At 55.6% G+C, this 17,756-nt stretch carries 18 protein-coding genes; 15 read left to right on the forward strand and 3 right to left on the reverse strand.

Going from position 1 to position 17,756, the window contains the following annotated elements:
* The first annotated feature begins 233 nt into the window (after nt 1–233).
* Complete coding sequence (locus tag L9059_RS00115) at nt 234–1,151, forward strand: Abi family protein (protein WP_247285355.1); 918 nt, start codon at nt 234–236, stop codon at nt 1,149–1,151.
* Nucleotides 1,152–1,984: 833 nt separating this feature from the next.
* On the opposite strand, the gene L9059_RS00120 is transcribed toward L9059_RS00115, so the two are convergent.
* Nucleotides 1,985–2,203 (reverse strand): hypothetical protein, encoded by a 219-nt coding sequence (locus L9059_RS00120; protein WP_247285357.1) that lies wholly within the window; start codon nt 2,201–2,203, stop codon nt 1,985–1,987.
* Nucleotides 2,204–2,766: 563 nt separating this feature from the next.
* Between L9059_RS00120 and L9059_RS00125 the strand changes: the two genes are divergently transcribed.
* Nucleotides 2,767–3,150: a hypothetical protein gene (locus tag L9059_RS00125; RefSeq protein ID WP_247285359.1), complete on the forward strand. Its 384-nt coding sequence runs from the start codon at nt 2,767–2,769 to the stop codon at nt 3,148–3,150.
* A gap of 1,193 nt (nt 3,151–4,343) precedes the next feature.
* Here L9059_RS00125 and L9059_RS00130 read toward each other — a convergent pair.
* Nucleotides 4,344–5,036, reverse strand: a complete 693-nt coding sequence (locus L9059_RS00130) for a YcbK family protein (protein ID WP_247285360.1) — start codon at nt 5,034–5,036, stop codon at nt 4,344–4,346.
* A 1,360-nt stretch (nt 5,037–6,396) separates the two neighbouring features.
* Here L9059_RS00130 and L9059_RS00135 point away from each other — a divergent pair.
* From L9059_RS00135 to L9059_RS00170, 9 genes are all read left to right on the forward strand, one after another.
* The gene (locus L9059_RS00135) at nt 6,397–6,930 is read left to right on the forward strand and encodes a hypothetical protein (protein ID WP_247285362.1); all 534 of its coding nucleotides are present in this window, start codon (nt 6,397–6,399) and stop codon (nt 6,928–6,930) included.
* Between the two features lie 876 nt (nt 6,931–7,806).
* Nucleotides 7,807–8,088, forward strand: a complete 282-nt coding sequence (locus tag L9059_RS00140; protein ID WP_247285364.1) for a hypothetical protein — start codon at nt 7,807–7,809, stop codon at nt 8,086–8,088.
* An 11-nt stretch (nt 8,089–8,099) separates the two neighbouring features.
* The gene (locus tag L9059_RS00145) at nt 8,100–8,627 is read left to right on the forward strand and encodes an HD domain-containing protein (protein WP_247285375.1); all 528 of its coding nucleotides are present in this window, start codon (nt 8,100–8,102) and stop codon (nt 8,625–8,627) included.
* A 350-nt stretch (nt 8,628–8,977) separates the two neighbouring features.
* Nucleotides 8,978–9,106: a hypothetical protein gene (locus tag L9059_RS30580; protein WP_282615277.1), complete on the forward strand. Its 129-nt coding sequence runs from the start codon at nt 8,978–8,980 to the stop codon at nt 9,104–9,106.
* A gap of 1,158 nt (nt 9,107–10,264) precedes the next feature.
* Nucleotides 10,265–10,579 (forward strand): hypothetical protein, encoded by a 315-nt coding sequence (locus L9059_RS00150; RefSeq protein WP_247285377.1) that lies wholly within the window; start codon nt 10,265–10,267, stop codon nt 10,577–10,579.
* A 100-nt stretch (nt 10,580–10,679) separates the two neighbouring features.
* Nucleotides 10,680–11,714 carry a COG3904 family protein gene (locus tag L9059_RS00155; RefSeq protein WP_247285379.1) on the forward strand — a complete coding sequence of 345 codons (1,035 nt, stop codon included), beginning with the start codon at nt 10,680–10,682 and terminating at the stop codon, nt 11,712–11,714.
* 287 nt (nt 11,715–12,001) lie between these two features.
* Nucleotides 12,002–12,247, forward strand: a complete 246-nt coding sequence (locus L9059_RS00160; RefSeq protein WP_247285388.1) for a YheU family protein — start codon at nt 12,002–12,004, stop codon at nt 12,245–12,247.
* A 1,171-nt stretch (nt 12,248–13,418) separates the two neighbouring features.
* The gene (locus L9059_RS00165; RefSeq protein ID WP_247285390.1) at nt 13,419–13,697 is read left to right on the forward strand and encodes a hypothetical protein; all 279 of its coding nucleotides are present in this window, start codon (nt 13,419–13,421) and stop codon (nt 13,695–13,697) included.
* A 100-nt stretch (nt 13,698–13,797) separates the two neighbouring features.
* Nucleotides 13,798–14,964 carry a tetratricopeptide repeat protein gene (locus L9059_RS00170; RefSeq protein WP_247285392.1) on the forward strand — a complete coding sequence of 389 codons (1,167 nt, stop codon included), beginning with the start codon at nt 13,798–13,800 and terminating at the stop codon, nt 14,962–14,964.
* Here the strand turns inward: L9059_RS00170 and L9059_RS00175 are convergent.
* Nucleotides 14,961–15,266 (reverse strand): hypothetical protein, encoded by a 306-nt coding sequence (locus tag L9059_RS00175; protein WP_247285402.1) that lies wholly within the window; start codon nt 15,264–15,266, stop codon nt 14,961–14,963. The genes L9059_RS00170 and L9059_RS00175 overlap by 4 nt on opposite strands.
* A 201-nt stretch (nt 15,267–15,467) precedes the next feature.
* Between L9059_RS00175 and L9059_RS00180 the strand changes: the two genes are divergently transcribed.
* From L9059_RS00180 to L9059_RS00195, 4 genes are all read left to right on the forward strand, one after another.
* Nucleotides 15,468–15,857, forward strand: a complete 390-nt coding sequence (locus L9059_RS00180; RefSeq protein ID WP_247285404.1) for a response regulator — start codon at nt 15,468–15,470, stop codon at nt 15,855–15,857.
* A 230-nt stretch (nt 15,858–16,087) separates the two neighbouring features.
* On the forward strand, nt 16,088–16,534 hold the full coding sequence (locus L9059_RS00185) for a hypothetical protein (RefSeq protein WP_247285406.1): 447 nt from the start codon (nt 16,088–16,090) through the stop codon (nt 16,532–16,534).
* Between the two features lie 95 nt (nt 16,535–16,629).
* Nucleotides 16,630–17,163, forward strand: coding sequence for a hypothetical protein (locus L9059_RS00190; protein WP_247285408.1), 534 nt, complete (start codon nt 16,630–16,632; stop codon nt 17,161–17,163).
* An 89-nt stretch (nt 17,164–17,252) separates the two neighbouring features.
* Nucleotides 17,253–17,681: a hypothetical protein gene (locus L9059_RS00195; RefSeq protein WP_247285410.1), complete on the forward strand. Its 429-nt coding sequence runs from the start codon at nt 17,253–17,255 to the stop codon at nt 17,679–17,681.
* The last annotated feature ends 75 nt before the right edge of the window (nt 17,682–17,756 follow it).

Below are 17,756 nucleotides of genomic sequence, written 5' to 3' on the forward strand. Positions count from 1 at the left end.
ACGCCAGTGCCTGCACGCGGGCCACTGGGCTATCCAGTTCGGCTGCTACGCGCTTTGCAGTGCGCGTGTCGCAAAGCCCGCCAATAGTACGACGCGACGTATTAGGTTGACACGCGTGCCACCTTTGCTTAGGATTGATCTCAACCACAACCTCCACGCCTCGGGTGGGCTTCGGCCCGTACTGCGCACCAGGGGGTTTATTTTTGCCTGCAGAAAATGAGCAGGACGCTCTGATGGCCCCACGCATAGCCTACACAAAGCAGGCGAAATCCACGCCTGACCTGCTTGCTCACCTGATTGGCAAAGGACTAGCAGTTCGAGACCAAGCGAGCGCGCTGCATTCACTAGATCTCATCGGCTACTACCGCTTGCTGATCTACATGCGTCCACTTCAGGACAGCCAAACCAACATTTTCTATCCAAACGCCGAGTTCGACGACGTCATGGCACTGTACGACTTCGATCGCCGACTCCGACTGATCTGTCTTGATGCGGTTGAGCGGGTCGAGGTGGCATTGCGGGCTGCAATCACCAACGTGCTTGCTCCGGATCCTAATGCGGGCCCGCATTTTTATCTCGATGCGAACCACTTTATAAGCGCGAACGGCCATGCTTCGTTCATGAAGGCGGTGTGTGATCCGAATACACAAAAACATCAGCCAGTTGACCACTACCTCAAGACCTACCATACGCCGGCACATGCACCGATCTGGGCGATCCTTGAAGCGGTGACCTTCGGCCCCCTTTCGCATCTGTATGCAAATCTCCAGATTGCGCATAGGAAGACAATAGGCCAGGCTTTTGGCTTCGACGAGAAGATCTTGGTCACTTGGTTTAAGAGCATTAACTTGCTACGTAATGTGTGTGCGCATCACTCGCGGCTCTGGAACAAGAACAACCTGGTCAACGCTCCCCTACAAGCGAAGGCGCTTAAGGCTGAATTTCCAGCCCCGGCTGACCGGGGACGAGTAGCCGCACGCGCCGTGACTCTTGCCGCATTGCTGGAAGTTATTGACCCAACCTCTGACTGGAAGCGTCGATTTAAGTCTGTTGTTATGAGTTGCCCAGCGGGGGTCTTAGCAAGGGCGGGGCTAAATGAGTCGATAATGGGGTTTTCACCTGGCTGGGAACAGCGCGCATTTTGGAACTAAGTTCTCTGCTCCGTTGCTCCCAGGTCTTCCTAACATTCAGTTTTCTCGCGTCTGCCCCTTATAAAGCGACCTTTAACGCCCGTCGAATCGTATCTTGGCATACGCTCAGGTATGGTTTGCTGTGGTCGAGCTTGGAATTTGTACAGTTTCAACGTTGCTAGTTGCGGCCAGAACCTTGGCTGCAAGTGAGCGCCTGCCACTGTGTGCCGACCGATACCGGCATGCCGGTAGAGCCTGCTGATTGTCTGCTGTAGCGGATTACAAGCCCTATATATCTCTGGCCCGCTATCTAACTGGCGGTGTTTGAATGCAAGTTCGAAGGCTTGCCCCTTATGGCTCAGAACCAACTTCGAACCCGGGCGCATGCCTCGATACTCATCGGCGCCGGTATAACCTAACCGCGTGCCATACGCACCTCAAACCAGCGCTCAAGGGCGTCAATGCTTTGGTGTGCGTGAGGTATATGTTGCGGGCACGACAGCCCTTCGTGATGCACGACGACAGATAGACCTCTGGTCGCACCGCTTCGCTTGGATAAAGCACGTCAGCGATTTCGATCTGTGCCAGCTCGGTGACACGAATACCAGTCGTACGCATAACCCATAGCAGCATCACATCACGCTCAGGATTTCGCCCGGTAACTGATGCAACGGGAATGAGGTGTTTGAATTGACTAGGGCGACGGGATGTTGCTCGGCGAATAACGGTCATAGGACTTTCTGTCAGGATTGAACGCGGATCGAGGTCGATCTTGGGAGAGTTGGTGGTGGGCCTCCCACGATTCCTAACACCAATGTCTTCGGCATGTTCACGGAAAATTCGAGGTCGCCGCTTTAGCCCCTGACGTCAATTCCCAACGCCTCTGCCTGCCAGAGCAGGTATTCGCTACTGATAATTTCCATTGCGGCATGACCAGGCGCATGCAGGCGCGCCAAGCGCTCAATTCGCTGGTCCAGCCACTCCAGCAGCGCGGTCTGTCCGCGCACACAAGGGCCATGCTCACGCTGCAGTTGGGCCGCGTAAGCAAGCAGGAACTCGTCAGGATTCATCATGAGCGGTACTCCGCTGTGGCCGGGTGATTTCAGTTTAGGACACCAGCTGTGCACCCGAGGAGCTACAGCCCAAATATCCCGGAAAATCCACAGGCTGTCGCAGCTATTACCGACAGAACCTATGGCAGTCGCGTTAATTGCCATCAGCAGTCGCAGGTATTTCGAAAATCTGGAGCCGCCGATTCAGGCCTGCGCCAGTTAGATGGTCAGATGCGGTGTAATTTCCCGGGCAGGCATCCGTATTGGGTCCGGCTTGTGGTACTTCTGGATGGAGAGGACTCAGACCCATTAATGCCTCGGTACGAAGGCCGGCAAGTGTGGTGGGTGACCTCTGTTGAATGGGCTGGGCACAGGATCAACCTGTGTCGGTATCGGCTCCGTCCAGACGCTCGTTATCCCTTCACTCGCCATGCATCTCCGGCCAAGCGGTTGAAACTAGACCGCGCTGACTGGGATGCCCGGATGCTGCCGGAATCCGTCGTTCAAAAGGCATTTGAAACGGCTGCGTAGGCTTCCGGCACTGGATCGCGCCAACGAATATGGTGTTTTCCAAGGAGAGCACCATGACCACGCATCGCCAGATTCAACTAATGCTTCGCCGCCCTAAAGCCCTGTTGGACTTCAAGACCACCGGGCGGCTCCCGACGATCAATGTCCCTGCAGGCCCGTTGATCACCCTTATTGAGTCCATCCCACGCTCCTCCTGGGGCCGCATCACCAGCGTCGTAGTCGGTCCTCAACTGGGGTACCAAAGCTCCCGCCGTTTTCATAACCTCGCCCAGGCGATGAACTGGCTTAAGCCCTCGCAAGTCTCCGCTTCGTATCCAAGTGAGAGCTTTCGATTGAAGCGGTTTACAACTCGTCTCACCATTGATGATCTGAAGCAATTCAGTCAAATGCCTGAGCCGATTGAGGTTGATTGGCGGCGCCGTGACCAGTGCCGCTAGCAGCTGGTGGCACGGATCTGATCCGCCAATGATGGCTTCAAATTAAGAGGCCATTTCCATGAACACTCAAGCATTCACCTCTCCCCCCGCTGCGCCGACCAGTATCTATGAGCCACCGAGTTGGTTGGCTCCATACCGCGATGGCCAGCGCATTGGCCACGCCCAGGGCATGCTCGCCTATTCCGAGTACCTGTGCTGCGACGGCTCGGCCGATAGCGATCCGGAGATCGAGGAGCGAGTTTGCGCCCAGCGCACCCCGATGGTCCCATTTGCTAGCAGGACGGGCACCAAGAGAAACCTTGCAGCGATGCGTGAAAACGGGTGGGGTTTGCTCGTTTCCGCGAAGGGCGTGCTGCGCACCGAAGGCTTTAAAAACGTCGCTTGGACAACGGGGCATGGAGCTCCTTTCAGGCAGGCGAAGACTTTGACGAGCTCGCGTTTGGCAAGGCTTTCGACCTGCTTGGAGAGAAGGTGTCAATGGTGGTCCTGCCCGATATCGTATGCGGAGGCATGCGAAGCCTGGAACTTACACTGAAGTGGATGGAAAACTTGAAAGGCTACGGCGGAAAATTTCTCATAGCGGTGCAGGACGGTATGGTCCCTGATGACGTCCGTCAGTACCTCAATCCAAGCTGTGGCCTCTTCGTGGGAGGGTCCTCAATCTGGAAGACGAAGTCGGTTCACGCATGGGGCGTGCTGGCCAGGCGCAGACGCTGCCATCTGCATGTGGGCAGAGTGAATAGCAGTAGGAGGATTCTTCTTTGCTCGGCGGCGGGCGCGCATTCAGTCGATGGGACCTCAGCGAGCATGTACAGCAAGACTGTAGCCCCACTCAGCGCTGCAGTGAAGTATGGGGAGGACCAAGGAGACTTCTTGTCACCAAATGGCCAGGAGTTTTGCGACACTCCCTACGACTGCGCATGGCCCGCTGATCTTTACCGTCAAGGCTGATATCGATCGGCACAGTGCTGAGTTCACCTTTTGGACTGCTGGTTCAACTACTGGTCACACAGGTCCGGCTGAGTAGAGCGGTAGATTAGGTAGTCAGGATTGGCTCACGATTTCTCAGCGACGCGTTCTGCGCCGCCGCCCTTGTTCTGGGGAATTAGAACTGTCGCAGTGAAGTAGAGTTGGCACCCAAGCGGCCGTGCACAGAACGAGCGTTTCGAGATTTAGAACAAGAAGGGTTCATCTCAGGCGTAGATGATGCGCCCGTGATCGGACGCTTCTTTGTAGGACAGCATCATGTCCAACTCTAAGGATGAGTGACTTGCAAGCCAGCTGTCCTGGTGCGGAGCGAAGTAGGCCCCTCGCCATGTCCGTACTACTCCGGTGTCAATGTGTAGAAAATTTTTGAGCTGGTAGACGCCAACGCCACCGACGCCGATGGCCTTGGCCAGCTTGGCCATCTGCTCAGCAGGAACACCTGGTATGCGAATATCAGCAGCTTTCGCCTGCACGTGCATGGAGTTCAAAGCAGCGCCTTCGAGCTTCGAGTTGAACTCAGCAGTGCGGTACCCGCTATTGATCAGTACTTTTCCAGGTAGCTGTTTTATCCTCAAATAGGCGCTGATGATGAAGATCAAGTCAATTAGCTTAAGGTCAATGGCCACTGTCTTCTTCGAGACTACATCCCGCAGCAGCGTGCAGGCGATGTTGTACCCGCGGCGGTCCCAGCCTTGACCCTTCCGGTAGTAACAGAAGGTAGCCTTCTCGCCTGATTGAGGGCGTTCCAACTCCAGGTATCGATCTCTATCAAGGATGACAGCGCGCCAGTCGCGCTGCCGAGGAGCGCTGGCCAACACCGGTGGCGACATCAATGCGATAGGTGCAGCGACCGCGGCAGCCAGTATCTTGCGTCGAGGTAGGTATATTTCTTCGCTCATCTGAGGGCGTCTAATTGCTAAGCAGGCCCCGATTGTATGGGCTGAGTTTGTGGTTCACATCCCAAAATGGGGCCTCGTTTTCCGTGGCAGATTGGTTTCGCTGATTCGTTAGGCTACGAACCGATCGCCGACAGCGATCGCACCGCGACCCGCCGACAAGAGCTTGAGGGCGCCAGGAAATCGACTGGCGTGGTCGGACTAGCGGCTTATCGTTTAGGCCTAGCCAGAAAGGTGCTATGGCTACCGCCATTGCGCATTCATATTCTGGGCCCTGCCAGCTCTTAGATTCCGAGGCCTGGTTTTGACTTGAAGCCTTTACCGACCAGTGCTAAAAATGTCTTCGTTCTATGCCCAATTTCTGATTGAGGCACCTTGTCTATCGCGCTGTTAATTCTTCGCGGTTTTCAAGGGCTTTTCGTACGGTTAGGTAATTCTGACCGTTTGATTAGCAGATACTGTTGGTCAATCAACTCCGTAGACGAGGTTCAACCTCTCTACCCCTTGATCGCAGCGACCTAGGTTGTTGTCGATCTCATTGCCCTTTCTTGAAAGGTGCCCCCAGACGGTAAAGATCACATCTTGCCGTCCAGGCTTGGTGTTTTCGTTTCCTATGGAATGAGCGCTTGGCTTGAAGCTTTGCTCCGGCATTGCTTTTGGGTAAAACCCTCGACCTCGAGGACATTTAAATTGCGCAGAACACGACACTTGTCGTGCGGTGACAGGTTAGCTTGCTGACTTGATACCTCCTTGACCCGTCGCAATTTTGATCTATCCCTACGCGCCCCTGCTGTCGCTTATTGAGCAACTTCAAGCGTTTGTTCGGAACGATCTATCAAAACTCATATGCGCGACTCCAAAAGAGCCTCGCACATGGATCCACCGCAAGGCCTGACAATTCCAGGCCGTGGCCAGGAAGATGTTGGTTCCCTCCATCATCCGCCTGGCCTTAGAGCACCAGGCGTTTCTATATTTTCCCAGTGCTCTACTGGCGAGAGACAATTATGAAAGTAGCAAACCCTGTAGGTCCGCTGGTCCTGATGTTCGTGGTGTCCTGCCTCGCGGCTGGCTGCGTTTTCTCGATTAGCAGTACCCATTCGGCGCGACATAAAGCTGAGTTCGCATCCCAGGGGCATAAGCTCGATGAGATGTGTGCGAGGCAATATGAAAGATTTAAAACCCCGGTGCAGTGTATTGGTTACGTCAAGAGTTTTGACTTGCCACTGCCTCCACAAGGCTGAACGATCTGGCCGCTGCGCGCCGTAACAAGCTGCGCGCCCTTTGACCGAAACCTCAACGAGTAAACACCCTACCAGGGCATTTCATGCCCTGGCATGGAATCCCTCCTTTTGGAGACTCTTCCATGGCTCGCACCGGTAACTTTCGCACCTACTTCCATGACCAAATCGAGTCTGTTCGTGAGCTGTACAGTCTGACCCAAAAGAATAAACACCCCCCTTGCGCAGCTGAGGAAGCCTTGATCCGGGAAATTGAGGTTCGCCACGATGCGCTTCAAGCGGTGTATGCCGAGCTCGATGAGTTCGGTGTAGGCATGATCATGCAAAACGGATCGGGGGATCTGTGGGCATTGGTCTTGCCTGACGCATCAGAGCCAGGACGCTTTCGATATTCAGTGTTCCGGCTTAACGGGTTCTACTCGCATTTCACTACAGACACCCTCGATGAGGCCGTACTCGACGCGTTCAAATCTGGTTTTACCAGAGTTGCGCCAAGAGACACTCTCGAAAAGATGTCGACCACAATTGAGTGGAAAAAAGGATGTGAGCGGCTTGTGCACATCGAAGCTCACCAGCGTGATGCTTTGACGTTCACCGAGATGCTTGCTGAATTTGCAAAGATTGAAGCCAAGTACGACCAGCAACAGCTGGCAGCTTGAGCAAGGTGCGTATTGACTGTCCGTTCGCGGTCAGCCACTAACGTGGGATTGATTGATCAACGTGGAGAACCCCTTCAGCCGGTAATGCGGCTGAGGGGGTTTTTTGCTTCTGGCGCATGCGAGCGTCGCTGGAGCTCGAAACCCCTACACCCGCCATGGCACGGAGCCCTCGGCGTTATGAATCGATTTCCAGTTAAGCGCTCGTTGCCGAGGCCTGACATCGGGATAGCCCTAGCCGACTCGCCTGGGCGTTTGCGGAGGTGTCGTTATCGTCAGATGCTAAATGGAGGAATCAAATGCAGGTCAGAAATCAGGTCGCCCCATTCACCCCCCCGTATAAGGGATTGTTCGAACACCTGTCTGACCAAGTGATGGCTCAGTTGGTACACGATCTTACTCAGCCCGCGGCTGCTGGGACTGCGGATGGGAAAGGCCCAGCAGAGCCCGATACCCCAACGGAGGCGCCTTCCTTCTTCTTCTCCACTGGGAACGCGGGGTGTCCTTGCGCGAGCTGTTCTATTATCCGGTCACTGTTGTGATTTGGGCCGTCTCGAAATTTTGGATCTGAAGACCTCACGCCTACGGAATCCGAAATTGGTAGGCGAGCAGGCGAAGGTCCGTAGCCAAGAAATGACCCGGCCGGCAGCTGCGGTGAAATGACGTGGCTCCAGGTGGGCTTAGGCAGAGGTGCCAATTCAGGCCTCACACTTGCTCCTCCCATGGCCGAGAGAAACGCTATATGGCTGCAAAAGTCGCATTGGAGCAGCTTAATTCTGCTGCGTTGTCGGCTTTTGAATTCCGACGATAGTCTTTGGCTCGCATTCCAGATGTTGGCAGTTATCCTCGGATAAAATGATGACCTGAAGGTGGGTTCAGATGCCCTCGAACGTCTCGCAGCGCCAGACCAAATTGACCAATGAGCTTCGCCCAGGTGAGTTCATCATGGAACCCAACCAAGAGACACTGCTGCGCGTGATTGATGTTTTCAACCGTCGGTTAACCACGATCGAGCGGCTCGAAGGCCGGTATGCTGGCACAAGTTTTCTCGCTGGCCAGCAACTCGGCCGTCGGTGGGAGATCGTTCCTAAAGAAGAGGCTCAGGTCAGGCTATTACTGAGGCAGATTGAATCCTCTTGCCGCCAACAACCGCCGTTGTGAGGAATCGAAAGATGGATGACGCTATGGCCACGGCTCTCTCGCTCGCCACTGACTGGCACGCAGGCGAGGTTCGTAAATTCACCGCTGACGAGCCCTATATTCAGCATCCAATCGCGGTTGCTGATTTGGTTGCCTCGGTTAGCGATCAATGGGAGGAAATCGCGGCAGCTCTTCTCCACGATGTTCTAGAGTGTGACGAACACTTGAGGGCGGGCCGAGAGACCGTGATTCGTGATCGACTGGGCGAAGTCGTCTTGGCCTTAGTGCTTGAAGTTACCAACCCTAGCAAACCTTCTGATGGCAACCGTGCTCGGCGCAAAGCCATAGACCTTGCGCACCTCGCCAAAGCCTCGCCCGGCGGCCAGACTCTCCGACTCGCTGATGCCGTGCACAACTTCTCCAACCTAAAGCAACTCAATCCCACCTTTGCCAGGACCTATGCCGAAGAGAAGGTGCTCATCCTTCCACTGACCCTTCGGGGTTCCACTGTTCTCCACGCCCAGCTTACAGGGATGATTAATCGAATCTTGACCCAGTGATTCCGGCACGGATCACCAGAGCTCATGATGGCCTCATTAATTTTAGGAGGCTCTTCATGTCTTGGATGCGCGTATCTCGGTTCTTGCCTGTCACTTTCGATCGTGAGTTTTGCGAACCGCGCTCAAAGACAGTCGTTGTCTTTATGTCTTGGGGTGACCAGAAAATGGCGCGGCTCGTGCGCGACGATGGAGAAGATCCTTTCTCACGGAGTCGTTGGATCAGCGCGTGCTCTGAAGGTTGGGACCTGACCGAAAGCGTGACCCACTGGCGCCCTTGCTATGACGACCCTACGGCCGAGGAACCACGAGATGCTGTACCCGGGTTCGTCGTTGAGTCCAGGCAGATTGATATGCTGAAATCTATTGCTCGCAAGCTGCACGGCGATGGAAGCCACCTTACGACTGATGGGCGGCGTGACCTGGCCAACCAACTGAGCGTGTTGCTGGGCCAGTTACAAGAGCAATCGGTGGAGTTTTAGGAGCATGGGCGAACAGTCCTTGTCATATACCGAGAGGCGCTAATTGGTGCAGGATTGCGGCCATGTTCGGTCTTAAATAATGGGGATTTTGAGTTTTGCCTTTTCACCGCAGATTTAAGCGCCGTAGAATAATGCGCGTTGTTAGATGTCCCCTGTTGACTGACATTAGCTGCAAGGTGTGACAGGGCTCGTTACAGTAGCCCGGCGACACCGATTTCGGTGCGGGCAGATTTGGCTAATTCATGTGCCTCCGATGGGGCACTAACAGCTGGCAGGATCGTGGCGGGCGGTAAGCGTCCTCGACCTGGCAGCCTTGATCGTTATGAGCTGCGAAGTACGAATGGATTCTGGAAAATTTCTTCAACTCGATCGCGTCGCGGGTGCGCTGCCACCCGCGAGCCCAATTGACCTCATTTACATGCGTCGTCGGGCTTTCTTGCCTCTGGCTGAAAGTCTCGACGCAGATTGCACTGCAGGACAGGTAACGGGTACTGCACCTCCGGTACATGAGCGCTCCAAGCGGTGGCACGCGGATGACGCGTTCGAGATGCGGCGTATTAGTCCACTACGAAATAAGGTAGGCACCGTTACGGGTTACCGCGCCATGATCCAACAGGGGCGGGGCCCCACGGTCGAACGGTTCCACTGCTCATTCCGAGCCTCTGATTTCGACGGATCTCTCGCAGAGGCTCTACGGCGCGCTAAAGTCTGGCGCGATGCCACTGAGCTCAAGCTCGGAATAAAACCCGGCATCTTGCGCTCCAAGGCCCCCCGAACGGCCGTGGTCGGGAGTTTCACTGATCGTTTCGTACTCCGGTACCGGTCGTTCTTACTGGGGTAGCAATAGCGTTCCAGGCACGAAGCGACTGCGCGCCTATATCGGGAAGCGATCCTATGTCGATGCATACCATGATCTCATAAGGCGCATTGCTGAGCGCGACGGCATCCCCCTCCCTTGCGAGTTACCCTTGCCGCCTGCTCCACGACGCGACCAAGCTCGCCGTATGACCAAAGCCGGGTTGGTCGAAATTCCACAGCCGATTGGCAGCAAAAAACCGCGCCAGAAATCCTCATAGCGGATTTCGGACACCCTACTTTGACTGGTGCTTCATCTGAAATCCGGTAGCGTGACGGCATGTGACCGAGGACATGCTGAAAATGAAACGCATCGCCATTCTATGTCTCCCCCTGCTCCTGACGGGTTGCGGGGACAGCATCCATGGGGCTTATCAGGCTGCCATTCAGTATTCAGATGAGCTCCCCCGCCCCGTAGGCCTGGCAGTCATCCAGAAAGACCGATTCGTCGCCGATGGCCGCACAGTCATGGTCGCTGAGTGGAAGCGCGACGGCGACACCTATACCGCTGTCGATAGCGACAACAAGCGAATCGCCCAGTTGGTGCGCAATGAAGACGGAGACTTGGTGCAGACGTTGCCCATGAGTCGTGTGGTCTACCACAAGTACGAACTCTAACCCGGCCAAGCCGCTGCAATACCGTCACGGGCCGCCGAGAGTTGTTCCGGCCTGCCTCTTTACCGTCTTCGCCTGCTAGGGCGAATTCAGGGAATCAGCAATGCGCGCGTTGAATCGCATTTTAATTGGCTCGCTTTTGAGCGGGATCTCGGCCTTGTCGTTTGCAAACGAAGTGCAAATCCTTCCGGCGGCCACCACAGGCACTGCGTCACCTCCTGAAGTCTACCTATCGGGCGAAATCACCGATGCCACTGTCGCGCAGCTCTCCGCGCTCATCACAGCCAAGAATCTGCACGGGGCAGTGGTCTACTTGGACTCCGCAGGTGGGGATCCGCAAGCGGGCATGGACCTCGGCGAGTTGATCAGAAGGTCCAGTATGAATACCGCAGTCGGGCGCCCCGGGGCGAGCTCTGGCCATCCAGCTGCAGGGAAGTGCATGAGCGCATGTGTCCTGACATACGCCGGGGGGAAGTTTCGGTTCATTGATTCCGCCTCCCAGATCGGAATTCATCGGTTTTACCGCCGTACCGCGTTAGCGACGGACCTTGACGTTGCGCAGATCTTCTCTGCGGCGATAACCTCCTATCTCATAAAAATGGGAGTCGCGCCGGCCTTGTTCCAGCGGATGGTTCAAGTGGGCCGCGGTCAAATGCAGCTGCTCTCACATTCGGACGCGGTTCAACTCAATTTGGTCAACAACGGTGTTCTGCCGGCAGACTGGGAGATTGAAGGCAAGCAGGGATCAGTGTTCCTTGTGGGCCGTCAGCAAACCATGAACGGCTATGGCAAGATCCTGATGAGTTGCGCACCAAACCAGCGCGTTAAAGTTTCAGCGCTATGGGATGCGGGGGACAACAAAACATTCATCACTAGAAATTCGAAAGCCTACTCGTTGCGGATCAATCAGCAGTTCCTCCCGATCGGACAACTCCAGGCCAAACCATCGATCTCCGGTGATTATGTCTTGGCCAGCTTCATAGCAGACGACAACATGCTCTGGTCCCTATCCGGCGCCGAACAGATCGGATTTGGGTTCCATACAGGGGAAGCAAATACATTCTTTGGGTTTCTGCTCGATGCAACTGGAAAGCAGGACCTTATACGCAGCTGGATTAAACACTGTTCCGAGCGCTAGGGCTTCTGGCTCGACCTGTGCCAGGTGAGGATTGGTCCACTATTCATGAGGACTATCTTGATGCGCTCGATGCAGTTTTTCCGCGATTTACCTCCGACCTCCCGGGTTTATAGCAGTGATGGCACCACGTTCGGATTCCGCACGGGTGGCAGCCGCCAGTGTAAGTGTGAGGGCTGCATAGGGCTTGCTCTCGCTGTCCGCTGGCAGGATGGCAAGCTCACCTATCCGTGCACTAAAGGCATGAAGACCCATGTCACTGGCGCTTACCAAATCGACGGTGGCCGCTGATGATTATTCCCCACGATCAACTCGAACCTCAGACTCTGCAAAACCTGATAGAAGACTTCGTGTGCAGGGAGGGAACGGACAACGGCGACGATTCAACAGAGGAGCAGAAGGTTCTGCGTGTACGGACCGCGCTAGGATCTGGCAGCGCAGTCGTTTTCTTCAACGCAGAGCTAAGCCAGTGCATTCTGACGTCCCGTGACCAGGTGCCTAAGGAGATGTTGGACGCCTGGCGGCATGATGGCTGATGTCGTGGTGCCTGCGATGTTCGCAGGCCTGTTTTCGGTTTGCGCTTTCAACATTGCGGGTTAATTTGTTCCCCGCCAAAACATCGGACCTATCGTCCAAGGCTAGTACTGCTATGTCGCACTGCCATAATCCAGCTGATAGCGCGTCCTCCCCACTCGTAGGCGCGCTAACAGCCCTACTGCGTTCCCGAGGTATTGACTGGGCCGCAATCATTGACGGTCACGCGTTCTTCCGCACTGCCCACTCACCAGCCATGCACTGCGCGTCGATCACCCTCAACTCATCGGCTGTTACATCGGTTCGGCCTGTTCAAAACAGCGCGGACCTGGAGGCAATGAGTATCACAGAGAGCGTTCGGCGCTTCGTCGAGCAGCCCGGCCAATTCTGTTCGCAGTCAAATGAGCTCGAGCGGGCCTTCCTTTCAGAGTGGACTGCCCAAGTAGCCCAAGCGTCTTCTTCTCCCCAAACGGTCGATCTGATCTTTGGGATGCTCCTAGAAGTCGAACGGTGGCTCTCGGACGATGGGCCTGGGGCCTGTGTGTTGCTCACCGACTGGATTATCTGGGCCGTTGGGCGTCACGGTCTGAGTGATCTCCACATCGCGCGCAACCTCGGCGCCAGGCCAAACCCAATCATGAGCACCGGCGGGCGATGGGACGGAATATCGGCTTTTGACGCCGTTGTCCTGGACGAGTTGGCGCGTCAGCTGGAGGAATGGATGCAATCCCCGTCTGTCTGGTCCTTCCCCAATCGTCGACTACCCGCGGCGTCTTGACGGGATAGTGCACATTTCAGCTATTCTCTACTCGCTCGTTGTGACACTACGCGTCACCAGGATTTCCTTGGTTGGTAGATAAACTGACCCAACTTTCGTAACCCAAGACGCTGGCCTCAGGTTACGCAGTAACCATCGGTATTACGTTTGTTCGTTCCTCGAACTGGTTTATCTATCCGACGGTCGTGGAAGCGTACTTCGATGTCATTGCCCCGGGCCTGACGCGCGCTCCTTATCCTTTTTGATGTTCGATCTGGCAGTTCCGGTGGTTGCAACTTCATCGCTTTTTTGCACCCTGGTAGAACAAGCCACTGTCGCAATTCCATTCTGCCGGCCCACTACCCGCCGGCCGCAACAGGCCTTTGTGGCCAAAGTTTCGCAAGGAGATTCACCAGATGATTTCGACCTCTCCCAAAGATGCTATGCGCGCCTTTCTGGCATCCAAAGTCGCAGAGAAGCTCGTTGAGAACCCTGATGCAGTGACCTTGTATGCTGCTGAGCGCGCTCCCGACCCAAAGCCCTACGTCAAGAAAACCACCAACAGTGAGCAAGTGTTCCGGCGTGAGATAGAGAAAATGCGCGAGGAGCTTGAGACGCCGGCTCCAACTGATCCAGTAGTCAGCAAAAGCAACGCCCACCTGATGCTCGACGATTACCCTGGTCTTAGTAGCTGAAAGCCTTGCCCCCCAAAGAATTCGGCTACCTCGTTTTGGCTGTGCCTGCGCCCGGCATTCTGCAATCATTCCCAGATCTCAGAAGCCGGTGTAAACATTCATGTCCTTCCCTCGCCTCCCCCTCTGCTTACTCGCTATAGCCGTGACCGGGGGCTGTGCTTCTCCACCTGAGTACACTGGAAATCCGTTCGACGAGCCGCTGGCAGTCCGATCCGATCCTGCACCCCAGCCAGCCCGCTACAGCCCTGAGCCCGTTGCCGCTGATCATCCGCGTGTTCTGGATGCACCGGCGCGCATTGAAACCTTCGATGCCCCGGTAGAGCAGGATGTGCAGATCTTCGCGCTTGGGGAAGCTCCTACCTCAATCGTCTCGGTTCCTGAGCCGTCGGATGATGACGTGAGCTCCCATGGCCAGATCGGTGATGCGGGTGGTGGAGGTGAAGCTGTGGATATACTGCAGGAGGCCCGCCGTGTAGGAGCCACTGGCGACGTAGATGGGCAGATTTCTCTGCTTGAGCAGGCGGGCTCCCGAGGGAACACCGAGGCCTTCTATGACCTTGCCAAAATCTACCTGACTGGTGCTGGTGTTAAGAAGGATCCTGATGCCGCGGTAGGCTATTTGAACGCCGCCATGGGGCTTGGGAATTCTGAGGCGACCCGGGTCCTCGGTTGGCTGTATGTGATGGGGACCGGCGTCGGAAAGGACGTTTCATATGGCTCAATGCTGCTCGCGAAAGCTGCGGAAACCAGTGTCCGGGCTCAGCGGGAATTTGGAATGGCACTGACTAACCAACGATTACCCCATCTTAATGACATGGAGCGGGGACTCGATTATCTGCGGACTGCCTCTGCTGCTGGTGATGCCGATGCTTCGAGGGCTTATACAACGGCTTTTAGCCCACGATCTGTACCGCCGGGAGCCGCGATTGCCATCGATGTACCAAGCGCTCCTAGCCCGCGTGGAGACGCCACGCTGCAAAGGGAGACCGTTCAAAATGGTGGGCTGAGTCTCGAGGAGCGTGGTAGAAGTGGTGATCTGGAGGCGGTCTATCAGTATGCGCTCAACGTATCGCTAGGCCGCATCCGCACCGGTGGTGACCCACAGTTCACGGCCTATTGCTGGTATTCGGTTGCGGCTGCACGAGGATATGGCCCAGCTCTAGAAGAAGTAAAGTCACTTGCAGGTGTCAAAACACTCGCAGAGAAGCAGTCCCCGGGGCGAATGTCTGCGTGCATTGCTGAGTTGAATGCATCGATCGATGGCTAATCATCGGTGGCAGCAGCGGCGAGACCGGTCACGGTGATCTCAAAGCCGACCCCCGGCGCCGCCAGGACGCGGACAAAGCCGACACTTTCCAGCCGGCGCAGGTGCCGCCCCCCAAGCAACGATTTGCGCGTCCCGTCGAGGGACTGATCAAGGGCACCTCCTAGGTCGGCGGGGGCGGCTACACGGCCACCCATGTGCGCAAGGGCCTTGAGAGCCACGATATCCCTGTCCGAAATCACGATATTTGCTGGGCCTCGAGAGAAGCTATGGTGTTCCAGCAATGGGGTTTTCGAATGTTTCATAACTGCTTCTGCTCGACGTGTCTGTGCAGCTTTATACATTGCCTAAAAAGAGACAAGTCATTCTGCCCCTTCGGAATTTTCCCATTGCCGTTATGTTGGTGGAAGTAAAAAACCAGATGCTGTTTTGGCTAGCTATGACTTTGATTATCGGCAACCATATAGCCTGCATGGAGCAATTTCTTCTTCAAGAGGCATTCGTAAATGGCTGATTCACCACTTCGCGTCATGATCGTTGACGACTCTCCTTCGATTCGCAAGGCGGGCGAGAAAATCCTCGTTGCTGCAGGATGCCTTGTCATGCTCGCAGAAGACGGCTTCGATTGTGCGTCGAAGATCAAAGACTTCGACCCACAACTTCTGTTCATCGACGTTCTGATGCCGCGACTGGATGGCTACCAAGTCACGCAGCTGATCCGCCGTCATAACGAGATGAAATCAACCCCCGTCGTGATGCTTTCCTCGAAGGACGGGCTGTTCGACAAGGCAAAGGGGATGGCCGCAGGTGCAACTGACTACCTGACAAAGCCGTTTAACCGTGAAGACCTGATCAACGCCATCGTCAAGCATGTGCCGGGCTTTTCACCGCTATAGGGCTGTGGGTGTGTGGCAGAGCCGCGTTGGGGTACCGGCCTGGCCCCCAAGGCTTTTGTTACCCCCTCCACCCCCTCCTATACCCGCTCCAAAAAAGATTTTCTCTGCGTGTGGGGCCCGCGGCCTTGAAATTGCCAATTCTCTCGTTATCACGGTTCTAGCAGGCAACATTGCCTGCGCCACTGGAGCCGATAGCGACTCCTCATTGATGATCGTTTCGGGAGAATTCCATGACTGAACCACTGCTTCGCATCGCCTACTTCGCGATTGGCATCTACACCTTCGCAAGCGCACTCCTCACTTGCACCATTCTCGGCCGATCGCAAGATCCCTCTGCGGTTGAACTCCTCAGCGTCGGGAGCATTTGGGTGTCGTTCGTGGCCTTTGTGCTGATAGTGACTTGGGCTTCTAAAGTCGCAGCCGCACGGCCTGGGCAAAAGCTTGCCGAATCCTTGTTGCGGGTATCTTTTCTGACGATGGGCCTATTCTTCGGTACCTGCGCTGTGGCCAGTACAATGGCACTCACCGCCCCCCAATCGGCTATGCAAGAGTGGTTTTGCGTCGGCGGCCTGTGGTTTGCGTTCCTCACATTTTGTGGAGTGATGGCAATGGCCAGTAAAGCCCGCGCAACGAACGGTACCGGTGCTCTTGATGCAGGACCCGCACCTAGCGCATAAGCCCCACACGACGAACTGTTGATAGTTCTGACCCTCTACCTAAGTCTGGATGACAGAAATTCCATCCAGACGAATACCGATCAGCCAGGTGCCCTTTGACCTACGACACGCTAACTATTAACGCCCCCAGCCCAGACGCCGCCTCTACTGATTACACCATCGCATCCGGCGAAGGGAGAAACGACACCTTCATCGTTGACTCCGAAATGCGCTTGTTCCGTAAACCGTATGGCGATCCCTTTACCTACCAGTCCCGTGACGCCTCCGGCGCCTTCCGCCTAACGCGAGTCGTCGATGGCGGCGTGGTTTATTCCGCTATCAAGTTCTTCAATGGGGTTGTCGTAGACATCTGTTCTGAAGCGGCCACTTACGGGTATTGCTTTGAACCAACCTGGGAGCGGATTGAACATGTCGCGGATGGTGGAATGCATAAATGCGTTACCGAGCATGTCGGCGTTATTCACCGCGCGCAAACAGGCTCCCAGGTTGACTACGCCGATGACAAACAGCGTGTGATGGTTGCGTTAGCACTTTGTGACTCACACCTGCTTGGAAAAACCTCGGCTGCGACTGGATGGGCGCTACTTGACCCTGAACATATCGCTGCAATTTGCAGCTGGGCTCGCTGAGACGCTGTAAGGTTTCGTACCCTTCTTTTCGCTACGCCACCGACCGTTTCGCTGATAGCCTTGCCGGTATTCATAGTAAGAGGCGAGTCATGGGACCAACAGTGTGCACCGATTGCAGCCCGCACGTTAACCGCGCGCTTGAAGTCCTTCGGGCTTTACCCCACGGCGCGGAGAATGGCCGTCCTTTAAACATCGGCGAGGCAGGTGATAACCCTGCGGCCGGTAGCGAATCTTCTGATCATTATCTGCGGCTGTTGCTTGAAGACGTGGCCGGTGTGGTGGGTGGGGATTTTCTGAGCAAGACGGACCCCGTGCTACTTGAGCAGTTCTGCATCATGACAGTTCATCGCGGTGAACCCGGTGGTGAGGTTCTGCAAGCGCTTATCACCACCTTTCTGAAGGCGTACGCGGATCCTGAACAAAGTGACAGCGCTGTTGGGCAGCTGCAGCAGCGGATGGCGCCCAATAAATCCGCCTTACGTTGCATCAGTTCACCCCCAGCGCCTACCAGCATTTAAGCAGGTTCACAAAAACATCTAGCCCTAACCGGTCCGTAGGCTTCCGGCACGCTTTGGTTGCACGTCCAATAGAAA

This window comes from Pseudomonas violetae (assembly GCF_023072615.1).
In the GTDB taxonomy this organism is placed as follows: domain Bacteria; phylum Pseudomonadota; class Gammaproteobacteria; order Pseudomonadales; family Pseudomonadaceae; genus Aquipseudomonas; species Aquipseudomonas violetae.